Genomic DNA, 21,916 nt, shown 5'->3' with positions numbered 1-21,916 from the left:
TTTTTGCTCCTTGTTTTCAACGGCCATTGCCGCATCTGAAGACGGCTCATGTACCGTCTGCTTGATCTTGCTCCCGCTGCCGATATAACCCACTTGCCCGCTCGCCCTCCCCTGTAGCCAGCCACACCTCACTGACACTCAGCAAACGCGCGAGCTGCTCCACCCGCAATCGAGGTACGCCTCGTCTTTTCCAGTAGCACAAACATTGAGGAGTTATACGCAGTACCTCGGCAAAACCCGAGGCAGGGATGCCGTACTCCTTCAGCAGGCCACTCAATCGTTGTGCGCAAGCTCGCCGGGCGCTGGACTGCGGATTACTTTGTTTCCACCAAACATTGACCATCGTGATTGCCCTGCATCTTGCTCGTACATTCAGTGGTACTGACTGTAAGCAACGCAGCACAAAGCTGGATAGGTTTAACAAGGTGGTCGCCATCGAAAAAGGAACAACCCCACAATAAGCAAACGGGGGGCTTACAGAAAATTCCCACAACAGTGCTCACCCATACGAATGTATGGGCGAGCGCTCAAATATTTAGGAAACAAATTACAGACGCAAAGCCGGACACAATGAGTTCCGCTTTGCACGCTCATTCTGGGAACTGATAACAAAAGACAAAGTTCAAGATTTTTGGCGGTCGGATGATTTATACCGTCAGATAGACGCGACCAAGCATCGGGGTTTCGGACACCGCGTCGATGACATTTTTCAGACGCTGCTCGAATTCACCCTTGACCCCGGCAACGCCTTTCCACGCAGGACGGCGCCCCGAACACATCTCCTGCCCGCTCGCCCTCCCCTGTGGCCAGCCACACCTTACTGACACTCAGCAAACGCGCCAGTTGCTCTACCCGCAACCGAGGTATGCCTCGCGCACTCCAATTCGTCAGGCATTGAGGGTTGATACGCAGCACCTCGGCAAACGCCACGGGATAAATGCCGTATTCCTCCAGCATGCCTCTCAAACGTTGCCCGCAAGCCCGTCGGGCACCTGACCGCGAATTACATTGCTGTTGCTGTTCCCACCAAGCATCAATCATTGCTATTGCTTTTCATCCTGCCTGTTCGTTTAGCGGGCCAAATGTAAGGAACTCGGCGCAAAACCGGGTAGGTCCAAGTACTGGTCCATCTGAATAAAAGGAATGCCCCCACAAACAGACAGGAGAGGGATTACAGACTGCACCTACGAACAGGTGCGTGCGTGGCCGAATCCTCAGATCTGTAAGAACAGGATTACGCAGGGATGCTCATACAGATACGCCTGGCGACGTGGCGAGGGAGCCGGAGCTTGCTCGCGCTGGGCTCCGTAGGAGGTGGCGAAGCCTGCGATCTTTTGATCTTTCGCTGGGGACTCACGTGGCTGGGGAAAGATCGCAGCCTCTTTGCACTCGACAGCGCCTACACAGCGTTCAATCAACCGCCGTGATCCGGCGTCAACTTGCAAGACCCAAGGCTTTTGTCGACGGGATGATCTATACCTTCAGATACACGCAGTCAGGCCGATGCAACAGACGGGCCTGTCCAGATAAAACGGTTGTGGCGAATCCGCTTTTTGGGGGGCTGCATCACATAAAATCGGCCAACAACACGCTGTTTCCTGCGCCGCCCCGTAAAATGGCGCACCACTTTCCAATGCCTGAAGTATTGATCATGAGCCCGAGCAAGCGCGTTTTGAATGCCCCCACCAGAGCGCTATCCAGGCTTTGTCTGTTGTTACCGCTGCTGGTTGTCGATAACGCGTGCGGTGAACCCCTGACGATTGAACTGCACATTCTGGATGCGCCCCCGCTGACCTTTGTCAACGACCCCAGGGGCCACGGCATCGTTGGCGATGTCGCCGTGGCAGCCATGGCCAAAGCCGGGTATGTGATGAAAATCCATGTACTGCCCTGGGCCAGGTCGCAGAAACACGTGAGCGAGGAGCATGACCACCTGATCGCTCCCCTGTCGCGCATACCGGAACGTGAAGAACGCTTCACCTGGATCGCCTCGATCATGCCCATGGAGCGGGCCTTCTTCAGCCTCGACCGGAAAGTGAGCAGCTTTGCCCAAGCAAAAGAAACCTACCACAAGATTGGCGTCGGCCTGGGCAGTGCGCAGGAACAGATCCTGCGCAGCGAAGGGTTCAGCGAAAGGCAGATCCATACGCTGGCCATTGGCGACAACCCCGCCCAGATGCTTTTAATGGGACGCATCGATGCCTGGTTCAACGGCGTCCCAGAGAGTCGATATATCTGGCCGAGGGTGTCCAAGCGCAAACTGCTCATGAGCCCGGTCGGCAGCCATGCCGATCTCTACCTGGCCTGTTCCAAGCAATGCTCGCCCCAAATGGTGGAGGACTTGCGCGATGCCATTGACGCACTTCGCAAGGATGGTTCAATCAAGCGCATCCATGACGTCTACTTGCCCGAATAGCTGTTCCCTGGAGACCCGCCGACCATCAACTACATTGATAGCCCCCTAACAAGATCCCCGCAATAGAGGCCTTGTCGATGGCTTATATCATTCTGAATGATAGTTACCTTTGCTTCATTCGATTCGTTCCTCTGCCTTGCGCCACGCATCATCCGCCCATTCTCAATACATTGGCGGATGGTATCCATGGAACATTCACTTTCAAAACTGCGTTTTCCCCTCGCGCTGCTGGCGGTGCTGGTGGTGAGCGCCTGCGGCAAGACTCCCGACTCGACAGCCTCGATGCCGCCGGCCAAAGTCAGTGTGGCCAAGGTACTGGAACAGCCGGTCAACGAATGGGATGAATTCACCGGACGCCTTGAGGCGCCGGAAACCGTCGAGATCCGCCCACGGGTTTCCGGGCAGATCGACAAAGTGGCCTTCACCGAAGGTTCGCTGGTCAAGAAAGGCGATCTGTTGTTCCAGATCGACCCACGCCCCTTCCAGGCTGAAGTACGTCGTCTCGACGCCCAACTGGCTCAAGCCCGCGCCACCGCCACCCGCAGCAAGAACGAAGCCCAGCGTGGTGAACGTCTGCGCTTGAGCAACGCCATTTCCGCCGAGCTGGCCGACTCGCGCACCAGCGCCGCCCAGGAAGCCCGCGCCGCTGCCGCGGCTATCCAGGCACAATTGGACCTGGCCAAGCTGAACCTGAGCTTCACCCGGGTGACCTCGCCCATCAGCGGTCGCGTCAGCCGAGCGGACATCACCGCCGGCAACCTGGTGACCGCTGACGTCACCCCGCTCACCAGCGTGGTCTCCACCGACAAGGTCTATGCCTACTTCGATGCCGACGAAGGTGTCTTCCTCAAGTACACCCAACTTGCCCGCCAGGGCCAGCGCGGCCAAGCCACGCCGGTCTACATGGGCCTGTCCAACGAAGACGGCAACCCGCACCAGGGCCACATGAACTTCGTTGACAACCAGGTCAACCCGCAGACCGGCACCATCCGTGGTCGCGCCGTGTTCGACAACAAGGACGGCGCCTACACCCCAGGCCTTTATGCCCGCCTGAAGCTGGTGGGCAGCGGTACTTACGCCGCCGTGCTGATCAACGACGAAGCCGTCGGCACCGACCTGGGCAAGAAATTCGTGCTGGTGATGGATGCCGAGAACAAGCCGGCCTACCGCGCCGTCGAGCTGGGTCCGAAGATCGAAGGCCTGCGCATCGTGCGCAGCGGCCTGAGCAAAGACGACACCATCATCGTCAAGGGGCTGCAACGGGCTCGCCCCGGTTCGCCGGTCACGCCTGAAACCGTGCCGATGGCCAGTGAAGAAACCATCGCCGCCCTGGCCCAACAACGTAAAGCGCTCGAAGCCAGCAACCTGCCCCAAGTCGCGCCATCCAAGAACGCGTCAGAGTCGGCAGGCAATTTGGCCGCTGCGACCCCACGCGGTTAAGGGACTGAATCCAAGATGAAATTTTCCCAGTTCTTCATTTCGCGGCCGATCTTCGCAGCAGTGCTTTCGCTGCTGATCCTGATCGCCGGCGCCATCTCGCTGTTCCAATTGCCAATCAGCGAATACCCGGAAGTCGTGCCGCCGACCGTGGTCGTGCGCGCCAATTTCCCGGGCGCCAACCCCAAGGTCATCGGCGAGACCGTGGCCGCGCCCCTGGAGCAAGCCATCACCGGCGTCGAGAACATGTTGTACATGTCTTCGCAGTCCACCGCTGACGGCAAGATCACCCTGACCATCACCTTCGCCCTGGGCACCGACCTGGACAACGCCCAGGTGCAGGTGCAAAACCGCGTCACCCGGACCGAGCCCAAGCTGCCGGAAGAAGTGACCCGGATCGGCATCACGGTGGACAAGGCATCGCCCGACCTGACCATGGTCGTGCACTTGACCTCGCCGGACAAACGCTACGACATGCTCTACCTGTCCAACTACGCCCTGCTCAACATCAAGGATGAGCTGGCGCGCCTGGGTGGCGTGGGTGATGTGCAGCTGTTCGGCATGGGCGACTACTCCCTGCGGGTCTGGCTGGATCCGAACAAGACCGCTTCGCGCAACCTGACCGCCACCGACGTGGTCACGGCGATCCGTGAACAGAACCGCCAGGTGGCTGCCGGTGCCCTGGGTGCGCCGCCAGCACCCAATGCCCAGGCTTTCCAGCTGTCGATCAACACCCAGGGTCGCCTGGTGAATGAGGAAGAGTTCGAGAACATCATCATTCGTTCCGGCGCCAACGGTGAGATCACTCGTCTGAAGGACATCGCCCGGGTCGAACTGGGTTCCAGCCAATACGCCCTGCGTTCGCTGCTGGACAACCAGCCGGCCGTAGCGATCCCGATCTTCCAGCGTCCGGGCTCCAACGCCATCCAGATCTCCAACGACGTCCGCGAGAAGATGGATGAGTTGAAGAAGGGCTTCCCGGCCGGGATGGACTACAGCATCGTCTATGACCCGACGATCTTCGTCCGTGGCTCCATCGAGGCCGTGGTACATACCCTGTTCGAAGCCCTGATTCTCGTGGTGCTGGTGGTGATCCTGTTTCTGCAGACCTGGCGCGCCTCGATCATTCCATTGGTGGCGGTACCGGTATCGCTGATCGGTACGTTCGCGGTGATGCACCTGTTTGGCTTCTCGTTGAACGCCCTCTCGCTGTTCGGCCTGGTACTGGCGATCGGTATCGTGGTGGATGACGCCATCGTGGTAGTGGAGAACGTCGAGCGTAACATTGGCCTCGGACTGACCCCGGTGGAAGCGACCAAGCGGGCCATGGGCGAAGTGACCGGGCCGATCATCGCCACCGCCCTGGTGCTGTGCGCGGTGTTCGTCCCGGCAGCGTTCATCAGTGGCTTGACCGGGCAGTTCTATAAGCAGTTCGCCCTGACCATTGCCATCTCCACGGTGATTTCGGCAGTCAACTCCCTGACCCTGTCGCCGGCCCTGGCCGCCGTATTGCTCAAGGGCCATGACGCGCCCAAGGACCGTTTCTCCAAGTTCCTCGACAAGCTCTTCGGTGGCTGGCTGTTCCGGCCGTTCAACCGCTTCTTCGAGCGTGCCAGCCACGGGTACGTGGGCACCGTCGCCCGGGTGATTCGTAGCAGCGGCATCGCCTTGGTCCTCTACGCGGGCCTGATGGTGTTGACCTTCTTCGGTTTCTCCAACACCCCCACCGGTTTCGTGCCCGGCCAGGACAAGCAATACCTGGTGGCCTTCGCCCAGTTGCCGGACGCCGCGAGCCTGGATCGTACCGAAGACGTGATCAAGCGCATGTCGGACCTGGCCCTCAAGCAACCGGGCGTTGAAAGCGCCGTGGCCTTCCCGGGCCTGTCGATCAACGGCTTCACCAACAGCCCGAACGCCGGCATCGTGTTCGTGACCCTCAAGCCCTTCGACGAGCGCAAGGACTCGAGCATGTCGGCCGGCGCCATCGCCGGTGCCTTGAACGGCCAGTACTCGGAGATCCAGGAAGCCTACATGGCGATCTTCCCGCCGCCGCCAGTACAGGGCCTGGGTACGATCGGTGGTTTCCGCCTGCAAATCGAAGACCGGGGCAACCTGGGCTACGACGAGCTGTACAAAGAAACCATGAACATCATCAACAAAAGCCACAACGTGCCGGAACTGGCCGGGTTGTTCACCAGCTACACCGTGAACGTACCCCAGGTCGATGCTGCCATCGATCGTGAAAAAGCCAAGACCCATGGCGTGGCTGTCAGCGACATCTTCGACACCCTGCAGATCTACCTGGGTTCGTTGTATGCCAACGACTTCAACCGCTTCGGCCGTACCTACCAGGTCAACGTCCAGGCCGAGCAGCAATTCCGTCTCGAGCCGGACCAGATCGGCCAGCTCAAGGTGCGTAACAACCGTGGTGAGATGATCCCGCTGGCGACCTTCATCAAGGTCAGCGATACCTCGGGGCCAGACCGCGTGATGCACTACAACGGTTTCATCACCGCTGAAATCAACGGTGCCGCCGCCCCGGGCTACAGTTCCGGCCAGGCTGAAAAAGCCATCGAGAAACTGCTCAGGGACGAACTGCCCAACGGCATGACGTACGAATGGACCGACCTGACGTACCAGCAGATTCTCTCGGGCAACACCGCGCTGTTCGTGTTCCCGCTCTGTGTACTGCTGGCGTTCCTGGTGCTCGCGGCACAGTACGAAAGCTGGAGCCTGCCATTGGCGGTGATCCTGATCGTGCCGATGACCCTGCTGTCGGCGATTACCGGGGTGATCCTCTCCGGCGGCGACAACAACATCTTTACCCAGATCGGCTTGATCGTACTGGTGGGGCTTGCCTGCAAGAACGCGATCCTGATCGTCGAGTTCGCCAAGGACAAACAGCTCGAAGGCATGAACCCGTTGGCGGCGGTCCTCGAAGCGTGCCGCCTGCGTCTGCGGCCGATCCTGATGACCTCCTTCGCCTTCATCATGGGCGTGGTGCCTCTGGTGTTCTCCAGCGGCGCCGGTGCCGAAATGCGCCATGCCATGGGTGTGGCGGTGTTCTCCGGGATGCTCGGCGTGACCTTCTTCGGTCTGCTGCTCACCCCCGTCTTCTATGTACTGATTCGCAACTTCGTCGAACGCAGCGAGGCACGCAAGGCGGCCCGGGCTTTGAAACTGGAGGCGCAACAATGAGTCTGAAAGCGTTCGTGCCGAGCTTGCTGGTGCTGGCCTTGAGTGCCTGCGCCGTGGGCCCGGACTACAAGGCCCCGCAAACGGAGGCGGCGAATATCACCACCGCCACCGACGGCGCCGCCGGCCAGAAGAATTTCGACCGCGCCCGGTTCGAAGGCATCTGGTGGCAGCAGTTCGACGACCCGACCCTTAACTCACTGGTGACCCGATCCCTGGAGGGCAACCGCGAGTTGCGCGTGGCTTTCGCCCGCTTGCGGGCCGCCCGGGCGATTCGCGATGACGCCAGCAATGACGCCATGCCGACCATTACCAGCCGCGCCAGCAGCGAACTGGGCAAAGGCCAGAATCCGATGGGGCAAACTGACGACCGGATCAACTCCGAGCGTTACGACCTGGGCCTGGACATGGCCTGGGAGCTGGACTTGTTCGGGCGTATCCGGCGCAACCTGGAAGCCACCGATGCCGATCAGCAGGCCGTCGAAGCCGACCTCTATCAGTTGCAAGTGACAATGATCGCCGAACTGGTGGACGCCTACGGTCAATTGCGCGGTGCGCAGCTGCGGGAAAAGATCGCCCTGGCGAACCTCAAGAACCAGCAGGATTCGCGCAAGATCACCGAAAGCCTGCGTGATGCCGGCGTCGGCGATCAGCTCGATGTGGTGCGTGCCGATGCACGACTGGCCTCGGTGGAAGCCAGCGTGCCGCAGCTGCAGGCCGAACAGGTGCGTCAACGTAATCGCATCGCCACGTTGCTGGGCGAACGCCCGGACAAGCTCAGCGTGGACCTGAGCCCGAAACAGTTGCCAGCCATCGCCAAGGCCCTGTCCATCGGCGACCCGGGCGAACTGCTGCAACGGCGCCCGGACATTCTCAGTGCCGAGCGCCAACTGGCCGCTGCCACGGCGCGCATCGGCGTGGCCAAGGCCGATCTGTTCCCACGGGTCAGCCTGAGCGGGTTCCTGGGCTTCACGGCTGGACGCGGTTCGCAGATCGGCTCCTCGGCGGCCAACGCCTGGGCGCTGGGCCCGAGCATTACCTGGGCCGCTTTCGACCTGGGCAGCGTGCGGGCTCGCTTGCGCGGTGCCGGCGCTGAGGCGGACGGCGCCCTGGCGACCTACGAACAGCAAGTGCTGCTGGCCCTGGAAGAATCGGAAAACGCCTTCAGCGACTACGGCAAGCGCCAACAACGGCTGATCTCGCTGATCCGCCAGAGTGAATCGAGCCGCGCCGCCGCTGACCTGGCAGAGATTCGCTACCGCGAAGGCACCGTGGACTTCCTCGTGCTGCTCGACGCCCAGCGCGAACGCCTGGCAGCCGAAGACACCCAGGCCCAGGCCGAAGTGGACCTGTACCGCGGCATCGTCGCGATCTACAAGACCCTGGGCGGCGGCTGGAAACCGGAAACCGTTGCCAGCAACTGATCTCCCCTGCTCAACCGAGCTCCTTTGGTTGGCCGCAACCAACCAAATTTTTGCCCCGCGTCTCATTTGGACGCGGGGCTTTTTTTCGGCTAAAGGGTGCTGAGGAAGACCCCGTGGGAGCAAAGCTTGCTCGCGATAACGGTGTGTCAGATGCGTTGATGCTAAATGTGCCGCCCTCATCGCGGGCAAGCCTTGCTCCCACATTGACTTGGGCAAGCTTACCCAAGGCGCCTCAGAGGCTTCACAAGGTTTGACTCAAGCCCCCACCTGACCGAAGCTTGCGACATTTCACGCTCCTGGTTATGGATTACCTGCATGTCTTCGTCTCGCCGCCGCTATCTGCTCCTCAGCCTTTGTGTCCTGTTGGTGATTGGTTTTGTCGCGGTGTGGCTACGCAGCACCACGCCGCAGATCCCCGACGCGATCAAGCGTGGCTACAGTGAAGCCTTGGGAAGCGCCCGCAACGGGCAGCCAGGGGCGGCGCGGATGCTTTACCAGCAATTGGGGCGTCCGGACCTTTCGCCCAAGCGTCGTGTGTGGCTGCACGCCGAACTGCCCAACTATCCCAGCCCCCAAGCCCTGAAGCTGGCGGATGCGGACCTGCACAGCAAATCACCGGACGTGCGGCGGGCCGCCATCGGCAGTGTCGTCGGGCTGGTGCCGACAGGCCAGCGCAGCCTGTTGCTCGGCCCGCTCCTGGAGGATGATGACCAGAACGTCCGGTTCGCCGCCGTGAACGCGCTGCTGGGCTTGTCGCCGGATGACCTCGGCTTGTATTTCGGGGCGATGCAGTCAGCCATCGACACCTGGAAACAGGTGCTCGAGGACGGTCCGAAAACCGCTGAGACCCACTACCAGCTCGCCCGACTGCACCTGCACAACGCCGAACTGAAGAAAGCCCAGCGGGCCCTAGAACAAGCCTTGAGCCTGCAACCGGACAACCTGCCGGCGCTGGTCATGCAGATCAAGGTGCTGGACAAACAGGGCCAAAGCGAAGCCGCACGATTATTGCTCGCCCGACAGCTAAAAACCCAGCCAGCGTCGGCTTATCTGCAACACGCGCTGGGCATGTGGCTGCTGCAACACGGCCAGAACGAGTATGCAGTGCTCGGCTTGGCAAAAGCTGTGGAACTGGAGCCCGAGAACCGCCATTACCGCTTTGACCTGGCGACCACCCTGCATGCCGAGCAGGAAGTGGAGGCGGCGCAGAAACAGTTGCAGGAAATCGTCCAGCGCTATCCCGCCGACCGCAAGGCGCGGGTGCTGCTGATCAACTATTGGAAGGAGACCGGCCAGCTGCAGAATGTTCAAATCCTGCTGGCGCAACTTGAACAGTTGAACCCCGACGACCCGGCGCTGCAACAGGGTCTGTAGGCGCTGCCGAAGGCTCGGGCCGCGTTCGGGTGATCGTTTGATCTAGAGCGTTCGAGTGTTCGCTTGTCATTCAATTGGCTTGGTAAAGATCGCAGCCTCGCTTCGCTCGACAGCTCCTACACAGCGCCTACCAAAGTTGTGCAGTACTCCTCGTTTTATCGATGTAAGCGGAACCGCCATCACCGCCAAAGGTCAAGTGTTCAGGCAGTTGAATTCAGGCGTGACCCCGCCTGCTGCCCACTTCCCTAGTCATGAGAGGGCTTTTTTTGTCTACATCTAACGAGTTGATCAGTGCAAAAGCCGCCACCGGCATCGAAGGGCTGGACAATGTCCTTTCCGGTGGTTTGTCCCGCGGCCATGTGTTCCTGCTTGAGGGGGAACCGGGGACTGGTAAGACCACGGTCGCGCTGCATTTTCTGTTGGCCGGCGCCCAGGCTGGCGAGCGCTCGTTGTACATCACGCTATCGGAAACCGAGCGTGAACTGCGTCAGGGCGCAACCTCCCACGGGTGGACGCTGGACGACAACATTCATATTTTCGAACTGACCCCACCCGAAAGCCTGCTCAATGCCGAGCACCAGCAGAGCCTGCTGTACTCCTCGGACCTAGAGCTGGGCGAAGCAACCCGACAGATCTTCGAAGTGGTCGAACGGGTCAAGCCGACCCGAGTCGTGCTCGACAGCCTGTCGGAGATTCGCCTGCTGGCACAAAGCTCCTTGCGCTATCGTCGCCAGATCCTCGCGATCAAGCACTATTTCGTGCGTTACGACGCCACAGTCCTGTTGCTCGACGACCTGACCACCGAGTCCCTCGACAAGACTGTCCACAGTGTTGCCCACGGGGTGATACGCCTGGAGGAACTGACCCCCGACTATGGCGCCGAACGACGCCGGATCCGGGTGGTCAAGTATCGCGGACAGAAATACCGTGGCGGTTACCATGACTTCACCATCATGGGCGATGGCGTACACGTCTTCCCACGCCTGGTGGCCGCCGAACACCGTGGTCAGTACCTGCGCCAGCAACTCTCCAGCGGCATCGGCGAAATGGACGCTCTGCTCGGCGGTGGTATCGAGACCGGTTCCAGCACGTTGATCCTGGGTCCGGCGGGGACTGGCAAATCACTGATAGCGCTGATTTTTGCCGCAGCCGCCGTGCATCGCGGCGAAAAAGCCGCGCTGTTCATCTTCGACGAAGAACTGGGCTTGTTGTTCGAACGCATGAAAAACATCGGCATCGACCTGCAAGCCCTGCAAGAGACCGGCAACCTGCTGATCGAGCAAGTGGACGCTGCCGAGCTGTCCCCTGGCGAGTTCTCCCACCGCGTACGCCGTTGTGTCGATGAGGGCGACATCAAGACCGTGGTCATCGACAGCATCAATGGCTATCAAGCGGCCATGCCGGAAGAGAACGCCCTGGTGCTGCACATGCACGAATTGTTGCTCTATCTCAACCGCAAGGGCGCGGCGACCTTCATGACGGTTGCACAGCACGGTCTGGTCGGTGACATGCAGGCGCCCGTGGACATTACTTACCTGGCTGACACGGTGATTCTGTTGCGTTATTTCGAAGCACTGGGCAAGGTCCGGCGGGCGATTTCCATTATCAAGAAACGTACGGGCAGCCATGAATCGACCATCCGCGAATACCGCATCAGCGGCCAGGGCATGACCATTGGCGAACCGCTGGAGGCATTCCAGGGCGTATTGCGTGGCGTGCCGACCTACATGGGAGCGGACCACCCGCTGCTCAAGGATGATCTCCAGTGACCTTGACCGAGCCCCTATCAGAGCGAGCATTGATCCTCGCGCCGCTGGGACGGGACAGCCAGATCGCCTTGATGATCCTCAATGAAGCCGGTTTCACCGGTCTCATTTGCCGTCATCTGGGGCATTTGTGCGAAGAACTGGAAAATGGTGCCGGCCTGCTGGTGATTTCATCGGAAGCGCTGCTGGGGCCCAATCTGGAAACGTTGTTCCTGCACATCGAGCAGCAGCCGGCCTGGTCTGACCTGCCCATTGTCTTGCTGACCCATCACGGCGGCCCGGAACAGAACCCGGCGGCGCGCCTGGGTACGCAACTGGGCAACGTGACCTTCCTTGAGCGCCCTTTCCACCCTGTGACCCTGATCAGCCTGGTGACCACCGCCCTGCGAGGCCGTCGAAGGCAGTACGAAGCCCGCGACCGCCTGATCGACCTCAGCAACAGCGAACAGCGCCTGCAAACCACCCTTGAAACCCTCGAGCAACAGGTGGAAGAGCGCACTGCCCAGTTGCGCCATAACGAAGAAGCACTGCGCCAGTCGCAGAAAATGGAAGCGGTTGGCCAACTCACCGGCGGTATCGCCCACGACTTCAACAACATGCTCACCGGGATCATTGGCAGTCTCGAACTGCTGCGCCGGCGCCTGGCGCGGGGCCGCACCGAGGATCTGGACAGCCTGATCGACCTGGGCGTGACCTCGGCCAACCGCGCGGCCGGCCTCACCCACCGCCTGCTGGCGTTTTCCCGTCGCCAATCGCTGGACTCCAAAGCCGTCCAGATGAACACGCTGGTGCTGTCCATGGGCGAGTTGCTGCAACGCAGCCTCAACGAAAGCATCCGCCTGGACATGCAACTGGACGAGCAGCTCTGGGTCGCCGAAGCTGACCCCAACCAACTGGAAAGCGCCCTGCTCAACCTGGTCCTCAATGCCCGGGATGCCATGCCCAACGGCGGGACCCTGGTGGTACAGACCTGCAATCGGCACCTGGACGCCGATTTTACCGACGCCTCTACCCACCTGCAGCCCGGCGACTATGTGGTGCTGAGCGTGCAGGACAGTGGTTGCGGCATGCCCGAAGCGATCATCGGTCGTGCGTTCGATCCGTTCTTCACCACCAAGCCCATCGGCCAGGGCACGGGGCTGGGCCTGTCGATGATCTATGGCTTCAGCAAGCAATCGCACGGCCATGTGACCATCGACAGCGAAGTCGACAAAGGCACCACCGTAACCCTTTACCTACCACGCTTTGTCGGTGAAGAAACACACGAACCCCCGATCTTCCCCCCCCACACGCCCTATGCGCAGGACGGCGAGACCGTGCTGATCGTCGAGGACGATCCGGCGGTGCGGGTGCTGGTAAGCGCGGTGCTGAGCGAACTGGGCTATACCTTTGTGGAGGTGGGGGACGCCAACGGCGCGGTACCGATCCTCCAATCAGACCAACGCATCGACCTGCTGATCAGCGACGTAGGCCTGCCCGGCATGAATGGCCGGCAACTGGCAGAAATTGGCCGGCAGATCCGTCCGGACCTGCGGGTGCTGTTCATCACCGGTTATGCGGAACATGCCGCTGTACGCGGCGGTTTCCTTGACCCGGGGATGCAGATGATCACCAAGCCGTTCACCTTTGATTTGTTGACAGCCAAGGTCCGGGAGATGATCCGGAACCCTTGATTTCGTGGGAGCAAAGGCCTTGCCCTATCCAGACCATGCGTCTTGAACCTACGACAACATTGACTGCATGATGCTCTGCAGCTCATCCAGGTCGAACGGTTTGTCCAGGATCGGCGCCTTACGGGTAATGGGGCTATCGGTGTCGCGCACTTCCTGCGCGTAGCCACTGATGAAAATGACCTTCAGTTCCGGGCGCAACTTGACCGCAGGTTCGGCAATCTGCACCCCGGAGATACCACCCGGCAGGCGGAAGTCAGTAATCATCATGTCCAGATGAGGCTTGCTCGCCAGGATATCGAACGCCTGGGCACCGCTTTGCGCCTGCAGCACCCGGTATCCCTCGCCCGACAGGTAGGCCGACAGCACCATCAGGATCGACGGGTCATCCTCAACGATCAATACAACATCTTGCGCATCTTCACTCATGAGAAGCCTTTGTTCGATCAATAGCTGCTGATACGACCTTAGGGTCTCTCAGAGGTTGCGTCTGTTCGGCGGTTTTGTCCAAGGCTGTTTTCTGTAAAGGCAGACAAACACGAAACAAGGCCCCTTCATTGAGGCGACTGTTGACCGTGATCGTCCCGCCATGGGCCATAACAATCTGCTCGGAAATGAACAGCCCTAGCCCAAGACCAGCAGCAGCCGCCTTGGACGATACGCGCTCGAATTGCTGAAAGATACGTTTCTGGTTCTCCTCGCCGATGCCGATGCCGTGATCCTGAACCTCGATACAGGCATGGTCGGGCGTCTTGTAGACGCGCACCTCGATCGGCCCCTTGCCGCCGTAGCGCAACGCATTGGTCAACAGGTTCGAGATCACCTGCTCGATACGAAACTCATCCCAAAGCCCCTCCACCGACGGCTCGACCAAGCAGGTCAACGAGCACTCGGCGTCGGCGATCTGTGGCTGGAAATTACGCAGTAAATTTTCCAACAATGCCGTCAGGTTGAAGTGGCTCGGACGGATCGACAGCTTGCCGGTGCGAATCCGCGAGACATCCAGCATGTCCTCGATCAGCCGGATCAGGCTCTTGATCTGCCGCTCGTCGCGGTCGACCATTGCCCGCACTTTGTCCAGGCTGAAGGCCGCGGCGTTGTCCCGGGCCAGGTGCATTTTGCGCAGTTGTGTCTCGAGAATGAGCCCATTGAGGGGCGTGCGCACCTCGTGAGCAACGATGGACATGAAGTCGTCACGCATGCGCACTGCCTGCTCCAGCTCGCCACGAGTGGCCTCCAGTTGCTGCACCAGAACCTCCTGCTCGCGGCGACTCTGCTCAAGGGCGACGACCTGCTCCTTCATGGCCTTTCGTTGGCGGTATAACTCAACGAATACACTGACCTTGCTTTTGACTGCCTGGGTGTCCAACGGCTTGTACAGGAAGTCCACCGCACCGTTTTCATAACCGGTAAAGGCATAGTTGCGTTCACGACCAGCGGCACTGACGAAAATGATAGGGATGCTACGGGTCTTCTCCGTGCCACGCATCAACTCGGCCAGTTGGAAACCGTTCATGTCCGGCATCTGCACATCGATGATGGCCAGAGCAAAGTCGTGTTGCAGCAGCAGGGACAGCGCTTCGTCCGCCGACAGGGCCTTGAAGACCTCGCGGTTGCCCCCCTTGATCAGCGCTTCCAGGGCCAACAGATTCTCAGGCAGATCATCGACGATCAGCAGTTTGGCTTGCATATCTCTTGGCATGTGGTTCATTCCAGCCCGAGCAGCAATTGGCCGATGCCTTGCAAAGTAAGGATATGGTTGGGCTCGTGCAGGGCCAGCGCCGCTTCGGGCATGGTCGAGACCTGGGCCTCATCGGGGTCCTGGACCACCGTGATCCCGCCCAGCGCCCTGACCTTCGCCAAGCCACTGGCGCCATCGTCGTTGGCGCCGGTCAGCACCACGGCCAGCAATTTCTGGCCGTAGACATCGGCGGCCGATTCAAACAAAACATCGATGGACGGCCGCGAATGATGCACCGGTTCCTCCAGACTCAACGACAGGCTACGGTCAGCCTCGACCGACAAGTGATAGCCGGGCGTGGCGACATACAAGGTTCCCGGCACGATGTCCTGCTTGTCCCGGGCTTCCTCCACCGGCACCGCCAGACGATGTCCGAATACATGGGCCAGTTGGCTCACTCGCTCGTCCGGCAAATGCAATACCACCAGGATGGGCACGCCAAAGCCTTTGCGCAGGTATCCAAACACCCTGAGCAGCGCGTCGACGCCACCGGCCGATGCACCGACGACAATGGCCTCGATAGGCGGGTTGGATCTGTCCTTCGTCTGATTCATAACTTGCGATAGATCCGTTCCTGTTTGACCAACGGCTCGAATCGATGGCCGTAAGCCGAGAAATCCAACGTCTCCTTGCTGCCCAATACCAGGAAACCACGGTGACAAAGGGACTCATGAAACAGTCCAAACGCCCGATCCTGTAGTTTTTTATTGAAATATATCAATACGTTACGACATGAAATTAACTGAGTTTCTGAAAAGACACTGTCGGTCGCCAGGCTGTGATCGGCAAAGGTCACGTTCTCACACAGGGTTTTGTCGAACATCGCATAATCGTAGGCGGCGGTGTAGTAATCGGCAAACGAACGCCGGCCTCCGGCGTTCTGGTAGTTCTGAGTGTAGGTGCGCACGTTTTCCAGGGAAAAAATCCCCTGCTTGGCTTTCTCCAACGAGCGCGGATTGATATCGGTGGCATAGATGAATGTGCGGTCCAGCAGGCCTTCTTCGCGCAACAGGATCGCCATGGAGTAGACCTCCTCCCCCGTGCTGCAACCGGCGATCCAGATCTTGATCGAAGGATACGTTCTGAGTAGCGGCACGATTTCCTCGCGGATCGCGAGGAAATGCGAAGGGTCGCGAAACATCTCGCTGACCGGGATCGTCAGCAGTTGCAGCAGCTGCATGAACACCCCTGGGTCGTGCAGCACACGCTCCTGCAAGGCCGATATGGTCCTGCACTCGAACTGACTCAGCGCATGATGGACCCTGCGCTTGATGGACGCACCGGAATAATCGCGAAAATCGTAGCTGTACTTGAGGTAGATCGCTTCGATCAACAAACGAATTTCAATGTCAGTGTCACGTTCCACTAAATTCTTTCCATATTCGGCAACCACACGCGAATCAGCGAGAACAGACGATCCAGATCGATCGGTTTGGCCAGGTAGTCGTTGGAACCCGCCGCCAGGCAGCGCTCCTGATCATCTTTCATGGCCTTGGCCGTCACCGCAATAATGGGCAGCTTGCGCCAGCGCGGGTCCTTGCGGATCAGCGCGGTGGCTTCGAAACCGTCCATCCCCGGCATCATTACATCCATCAGCACCAGGTCGATGTCGTCGAATTCGTTCAGGCGATCGATCGCCTCCAGGCCGTTACGGCCGATGACAACGATCGCCCCCTTCGCCTCCAGGGCGCTGGTCAGGGCAAAAATGTTGCGCACATCGTCGTCTACCAGCAGTACCTTGCGGCCCTCAAACACCTTGTCGCGGCTGCGGGCCGTCTTGAGCATCCGCTGCCGTTCATGGGACAACCGGGATTCGACTTTGTGCAGAAAGAGTGTCACCTCGTCCAGCAGGCGCTCGGGCGAACGGGCGCCCTTGATGATGATCGAGCGCGAATACTTGCGCAGTTCGGCCTCTTCATCGCGGGTCAGGTTGCGCCCGGTGTAGACAATCACCGGCGGGAAGGAACAGATGTCTTCGCTGGACATGCGCTTGAGCAGGTCATTGCCGAGCATGTCCGGCAACTTGAGGTCGATAATCATGCAGTCGTAGACGTTGGTCCGCAACAGATCCAGGGCTTGTTGGGCCAGGCCAACGGCGGTGATCTCGATGTCATCGTCGCCGATCAGGCGGGTAATACTGTCGCGTTGCAGGTCATCGTCCTCCACCAGCAGCACCCGCTTGACCTTCTGGGTCAGCTTGGCTTCCAGGCGGGCGAACACCTCCTTGAGCTCTTCGCGGGTGGTCGGTTTGACGGCGTAGCCGATGGCGCCCATGTGCATGGCGGCTTCGACACGGTCTTCGACGGAAATCACGTGCACCGGGATGTGCCGGGTTTCGGCCTGCTCCTTGAGCCGCTGCAACACCGTCAGCCCGGAATGATCCGGCAGTCGCATATCCAGCAGGATCGCGTCGGGTGCCAGTTGCAACGCCAGGTCGAAGCCTTCGTCGGCACCGTGGGCCACCAGGCACTGGTAACCGAGCTCATGGGCCAGGTCGAACAGGATCCGGGCGAATTTGGGCTCGTCCTCGATCACCAGAATGCACCGGGTGTCGAACGGCGCTTTGTCGCGGTCGTCGGCAAAGCGGGCAATCGGCGTATCCACTTCAGCGATCAACGGCGCCGCTGTTGGCGCGACGGACGCTGGCGCCGAGGCGGTCGGAGTGAACGTCATCGGCTCTGTTGGCGAGTCTCCGGGCTCGACGTAACGTTCAGGCAACACCAGCGTAAACACACTGCCCTGCCCCGGTTCGCTGGAAACGGAGATCGAGCCGCCGAGCAACGTGGCCAGGTCCCGGGAAATCGACAACCCCAGGCCTGTGCCGCCGTAACGACGATTGGTCGTGCCATCGGCCTGGCGGAACGCTTCGAAGATGCTTTGCTGCTGATTGACGGCGATGCCGATCCCGGAGTCGCGCACCATGAACGCGATGCCCGAGCCCGGTTGCCCGGCCACCGTCAGGCTGACGGCGCCGTGCTCGGTGAACTTCACGGCATTGGACAGCAGGTTCTTGATCACCTGCTCCAGGCGCTGGCGGTCGGTGTAGAGCATCGTCGGCGCATCGGGCAACACCTGGACCTCGAACCCCAGGCCCTTATCGGCCGCCAACGGTTCGAACATGTCCCGCAGCCCCTCCACCAGACGCTGCACGCTGGTGTTTTCCGGGCGCACTTCCAGCTTTCCGGCTTCGACCTTGGAGATGTCAAGAATATCGTTGATCAGGTTCAACAGGTCGTTGCCGGCGGAGTAGATCGACTCGGCAAACTTGACCTGCTCCTCGCTGAGGTTCTGCTGCGGATTTTCGGCCAACAGCTTGGACAGGATCAGCGAGCTGTTGAGCGGCGTGCGCAGCTCATGGGACATGTTGGCCAGGAACTCGGACTTGTACTTGCTCGAACGCTGCAGCTCTTCGGCGCGCTCCTGCAACTGGATCTGGGCCAGGTTCAGCTCACCGTTCTTCTGGTCCATGGCGTCGCGCTGTTCGGCCAATTGCTCGTTGCTCTGCTCCAGTTCCTGCTGCTGGGTTTCCAGGTGAGCCTGGGACTCCTTGAGGATGCGCGACTGCTCTTCCAGTTCCTCATTGGCGGTCTTGAGCTCTTCCTGCTGCACTTGCAGTTCTTCGTTCAACTGCTGGGTTTCGGCCAGCACTTCCTGCAAGCGTTGGCGATAACGGGCGGCCTCGATGGAGGTGCCGACATTGCCGGAAATCAGCTCCAGCAGCTCAATGTCGCGCTCGGTCAATGGCCGCAGCAAGCCCAGTTCGATGACACCGTTGATCCGGCCATCGTCACTGGTGGGCGCCACCAGCACGCTGTTGGGCAGCCCTTGCCCCAATCCGGAGCTGACTTTCAGGTAATCGTCCGGTACGTCATCCAGGCGAATGACACGCCCCTGTTGCAAGGCCTGGCCAGCGATGCCTTCACCGTCGACAATCACCTGCTGCTGCTCGTTATCCTCCCGGGACAAGCCATAACTGGCAACGCGCCTGAGGACGCCATTGTCTTCCCGTACATAGAGTGCAGCGACCGCCACATCCAGGTACTTTGCACAGAACTGCAAGATGTTGCGACCCAACAGGTTCAGGGACAACTGCCCCAGGACCTGCTCGGCCAGCAGCATCTGGCCATTGCGCAACCAGGCCTGCTTCTCCAGGTGCAGGGCGCTACGTTGCTGGACTTTCAAGCTGGCGCTGTAGCTCTCGGACAGGCTCAACAGATCCCGGCGGCCGACGTAGGCCAGCAACCCACTGACCGCGGCGACGAACAGCAAGTACAGGGCGATACTCCAGACCGTGGTCGTGCGCACCTCCTCATTGCGCGCCGCACGCAGTTGCTGCTCGGTCTCGACAATGTCTTCGAAGGACTGGCGAATTTCGTCGATCAGGCGCTTGCCGCGCCCGGCCTTCACCGCTCCCCGGTAATCGCCACGGGTGCGTTGCAAGTCGATCACGCCTTGGGCGTAATTGGCCCACTCGGTCTGGAGTGCCTGTATCTTGTGCAGGCGGTCGGTCTGGACGGGGTTGTCGGCGGTCAATTCCAGCAGTGTGTCCAGCGCAACGGCGATCCGGGGCTTGGCGACTTCATAGGGGTCGAGAAAATGCTCGTCACCACTCAAGAGATAGCCGCGCATGCCCGTTTCCAGGTCCACGCTCAGCTTGAACGCCTCATTGACGTTATTGATCACCCGGTCGGTATGGCCGACCCATTGGATCACCGACAGCAGGTAGGTGATCAGGATGATGAAAAACACCGAGCTGAGGGCGCCCATGCCCAGCGGCAGACCGATATTGCGGCTCAGGAGCTTGCGAAAACTTTTCTCGTCGACCGAAGACGAAGTGATCATGGAAAAGGCCTTGGTGGACAGTTGAAAACCGTGGAGTTTGCCCGAAAAATGGCGCTTGGATCCACATTATCTGACGAGTCAAAGGCGCAAGTGCGCGACGATCCACCGAGTAGCAAGGAAGCGACTATCCTTGTCAGCTCTTGTACTATAGATCCTTTCTTGTACAACCCTGGGAACTTGTGCCGCCTCGGGACTTACTCATAAAAGAGGCTCATAAAAGAGGCTCATGAATGAGACCGTTTTTTTTTTGAGTCTCCCTCCCGTTCCCTTTTTCGAGAATGTCTACTATGTCCACCCCTGCCACTCCGCCCACCATCCTGGTCGTCGAAGACGATGATATTGTGCGGATGTTGATCGTCGACGTGCTGGAGGAACTGGAATACCGGGTGTTGGAGGCGGAGGGTTGTGAGCAGGCGCTGGCTTTTTTGCACAACGACGCGCAGCCCATCGAACTGATGATGACCGACGTCGGTCTGCCGGTCATGGATGGGCGCGAATTGGCAAAACAGGCCCAAGCCGTGCGGCCAGAGCTGCCTGTGCTGTTTGCCAGTGGTTATGCCGAAAGTATCGATGTGCCGAAGGGCATGAGTGTGATCAGCAAGCCCTTCTCGATCGATCAATTGCGAGACGAGGTCAAACGCATTCTTTCTTGCCCCCCTTCTTGAGCCGGATCGTATTGTTGGTCACTATCGGCGCCCCGTGCGCCAACAGCGCCTGATTCGCTTCGAGGAACCCTCTGCTCATGCATCACCCCACCGCCACCAAAGTACTGGTTATCGGCTACGTCTGGCCCGAACCGCGCTCATCGGCTGCCAGCGGGCATGTCATGCAGATCCTCGACGCCTTCCTCGGGCAAGGCTGGGACATCACCTTCAGCAGTCCGGCGGGTCCCGGCGAACACCGCGCCGACCTGGTCGCGCTGGGTATCCAGGAAGTGCCGATCGAACTCAATAGCAGCAGCTTCGACGCCTTCATCAGCGAGCTGGCGCCGGACATCGTGCTGTTCGACCAATTCATGATGGAAGAACAGTTCGGCTGGCGGGTCGAGAAGCACTGCCCCGGCGCCCTGCGGGTGCTCGAGACGTCAGATTTGCAAAGCCTGCGCCACGCCCGGCATCAGCGCTTGAAGGACCGTTTGAAGCGCGATGAGGCTAGCCAGGAGTTCAGCGACCTCTTCGCTCCCGCCCTGGGCGAGGAGTTCCAGCGGATGGCCGACACCGACCTGGCCAAGCGGGAAATCGCTGCACTGTACCGCTGTGACCTCAACCTGATGGTGTCCGAGGTTGAAGTCGAACTGTTGGTGGAACATTTCAAGTTGCCCCGCAACCTGCTGCACTGGTGCCCTTTGATGCTGGACCTGCCCAGCGAACAGTCGGTGCCGTTCGAGGACCGGGCGCATTTCCTGAGTATCGGAAACTTTCGCCACGCGCCGAACTGGGACGCCGTGCTCTGGATGAAAAACGCCATCTGGCCACTGATCCGCCAACAATTACCCGGCGCGCAACTGCACCTGTACGGCGCCTACACCCCGCCCAAGGCCGCCGTGCTACATAACCCGGCCCAGGGTTTTCACATCATGAACTGGGCCGAGGACGCCTTGCAGGTGATGTCAGCGGCACGCATTTGCCTGGCACCTCTGCGTTTCGGCGCTGGCATCAAGGGCAAGCTGATCGACGCCATGCTTTGCGGCACACCCAACGTCACCACCCCCGTGGGGGCCGAAGCCATGCACGGCGGCATGCCCTGGCCCGGCGCAATTGCCCAGAGCGCCGAAGGCATCGCCAGCGCGGCGGTGCAGTTGTACAGCGACCAGGGGCGCTGGACCCAGGCCCAGGATGCAGGCCTCGCCCTGCTGGCGAGCCGCTACCAGCAACAGGTTCACGGCCCGGCGCTGATCGACAGCATCAACGCTTGCCGGGCGGACCTGGTACAACGGCGCCGGGACAACTTCACCGGCAGCATGCTGCGTCACCACCAACACAAAAGCACCCAATACATGTCCCAGTGGATTGAGGAAAAAAACCGCAACGCCTAATCGTCAGAGTGGCACC

The 21,916-nt window shown here is 60.1% G+C and carries 14 protein-coding genes; 9 read left to right on the top strand and 5 right to left on the bottom strand.

Translation table 11 applies throughout. The annotated features are described in order from the left end of the window. Window positions 1-1,651 precede the first annotated feature (1,651 nt). The 7 genes from AACY42_RS24360 (at window position 1,652) to AACY42_RS24330 (ending at window position 13,285) form a co-directional block, all read left to right on the top strand. A complete protein-coding gene (locus tag AACY42_RS24360) occupies window positions 1,652-2,416 on the top strand; it encodes a substrate-binding periplasmic protein (RefSeq protein WP_339482852.1) in 765 nt (254 codons plus the stop codon). 186 nt (window positions 2,417-2,602) lie between these two features. After that, a complete protein-coding gene (mexE, locus tag AACY42_RS24355; RefSeq protein WP_339482838.1) occupies window positions 2,603-3,856 on the top strand; it encodes a multidrug efflux RND transporter periplasmic adaptor subunit MexE in 1,254 nt (417 codons plus the stop codon). 15 nt (window positions 3,857-3,871) lie between these two features. Beyond that, on the top strand, window positions 3,872-7,051 hold the full coding sequence (locus AACY42_RS24350) for an efflux RND transporter permease subunit (protein WP_339482837.1): 3,180 nt from the start codon (window positions 3,872-3,874) through the stop codon (window positions 7,049-7,051). After that, window positions 7,048-8,472 carry a TolC family protein gene (locus AACY42_RS24345; protein ID WP_339482835.1) on the top strand — a complete coding sequence of 475 codons (1,425 nt, stop codon included), beginning with the start codon at window positions 7,048-7,050 and terminating at the stop codon, window positions 8,470-8,472. Before AACY42_RS24350 ends, AACY42_RS24345 begins: the two co-directional genes overlap by 4 nt. A 315-nt stretch (window positions 8,473-8,787) precedes the next feature. Then, on the top strand, window positions 8,788-9,846 hold the full coding sequence (locus AACY42_RS24340; protein WP_339482834.1) for a tetratricopeptide repeat protein: 1,059 nt from the start codon (window positions 8,788-8,790) through the stop codon (window positions 9,844-9,846). Window positions 9,847-10,112: 266 nt separating this feature from the next. Beyond that, on the top strand, window positions 10,113-11,615 hold the full coding sequence (locus AACY42_RS24335; RefSeq protein WP_339482833.1) for an ATPase domain-containing protein: 1,503 nt from the start codon (window positions 10,113-10,115) through the stop codon (window positions 11,613-11,615). Continuing rightward, the gene (locus AACY42_RS24330; protein WP_339482832.1) at window positions 11,612-13,285 is read left to right on the top strand and encodes an ATP-binding protein; all 1,674 of its coding nucleotides are present in this window, start codon (window positions 11,612-11,614) and stop codon (window positions 13,283-13,285) included. Before AACY42_RS24335 ends, AACY42_RS24330 begins: the two co-directional genes overlap by 4 nt. Window positions 13,286-13,333: 48 nt before the next feature. Here AACY42_RS24330 and AACY42_RS24325 read toward each other — a convergent pair whose 3' ends face one another. The 5 genes from AACY42_RS24325 to AACY42_RS24305 are packed head-to-tail and all read right to left on the bottom strand — an operon-like array spanning window position 13,334 to window position 19,865. Continuing rightward, the gene (locus tag AACY42_RS24325) at window positions 13,334-13,711 is read right to left on the bottom strand and encodes a response regulator (protein WP_339482831.1); all 378 of its coding nucleotides are present in this window, start codon (window positions 13,709-13,711) and stop codon (window positions 13,334-13,336) included. Continuing rightward, window positions 13,704-14,984 (bottom strand): hybrid sensor histidine kinase/response regulator, encoded by a 1,281-nt coding sequence (locus tag AACY42_RS24320; RefSeq protein WP_339482830.1) that lies wholly within the window; start codon window positions 14,982-14,984, stop codon window positions 13,704-13,706. Before AACY42_RS24320 ends, AACY42_RS24325 begins: the two co-directional genes overlap by 8 nt. A 5-nt stretch (window positions 14,985-14,989) precedes the next feature. Next, complete coding sequence (locus tag AACY42_RS24315; RefSeq protein ID WP_339482829.1) at window positions 14,990-15,577, bottom strand: chemotaxis protein CheB; 588 nt, start codon at window positions 15,575-15,577, stop codon at window positions 14,990-14,992. Further along, window positions 15,574-16,389 carry a CheR family methyltransferase gene (locus AACY42_RS24310; protein ID WP_339482828.1) on the bottom strand — a complete coding sequence of 272 codons (816 nt, stop codon included), beginning with the start codon at window positions 16,387-16,389 and terminating at the stop codon, window positions 15,574-15,576. Before AACY42_RS24310 ends, AACY42_RS24315 begins: the two co-directional genes overlap by 4 nt. After that, window positions 16,389-19,865 carry a response regulator gene (locus AACY42_RS24305; RefSeq protein ID WP_339482827.1) on the bottom strand — a complete coding sequence of 1,159 codons (3,477 nt, stop codon included), beginning with the start codon at window positions 19,863-19,865 and terminating at the stop codon, window positions 16,389-16,391. Before AACY42_RS24305 ends, AACY42_RS24310 begins: the two co-directional genes overlap by 1 nt. 287 nt (window positions 19,866-20,152) lie before the next feature. Here AACY42_RS24305 and AACY42_RS24300 point away from each other — a divergent pair, with 287 nt between their 5' ends. Further along, on the top strand, window positions 20,153-20,530 hold the full coding sequence (locus AACY42_RS24300) for a response regulator (protein WP_339482826.1): 378 nt from the start codon (window positions 20,153-20,155) through the stop codon (window positions 20,528-20,530). A 77-nt stretch (window positions 20,531-20,607) separates the two neighbouring features. Beyond that, window positions 20,608-21,900, top strand: coding sequence for a glycosyltransferase (locus AACY42_RS24295; RefSeq protein ID WP_339482825.1), 1,293 nt, complete (start codon window positions 20,608-20,610; stop codon window positions 21,898-21,900). The last annotated feature ends 16 nt before the right edge of the window (window positions 21,901-21,916 follow it).

The organism is Pseudomonas sp. RL_5y_Pfl2_73, assembly GCF_963970515.1.
Classification (GTDB): domain Bacteria; phylum Pseudomonadota; class Gammaproteobacteria; order Pseudomonadales; family Pseudomonadaceae; genus Aquipseudomonas.
The sequence above is the reverse complement of the archived record's forward strand: the minus strand, read 5'-3'. Positions and strand labels throughout refer to the sequence as shown.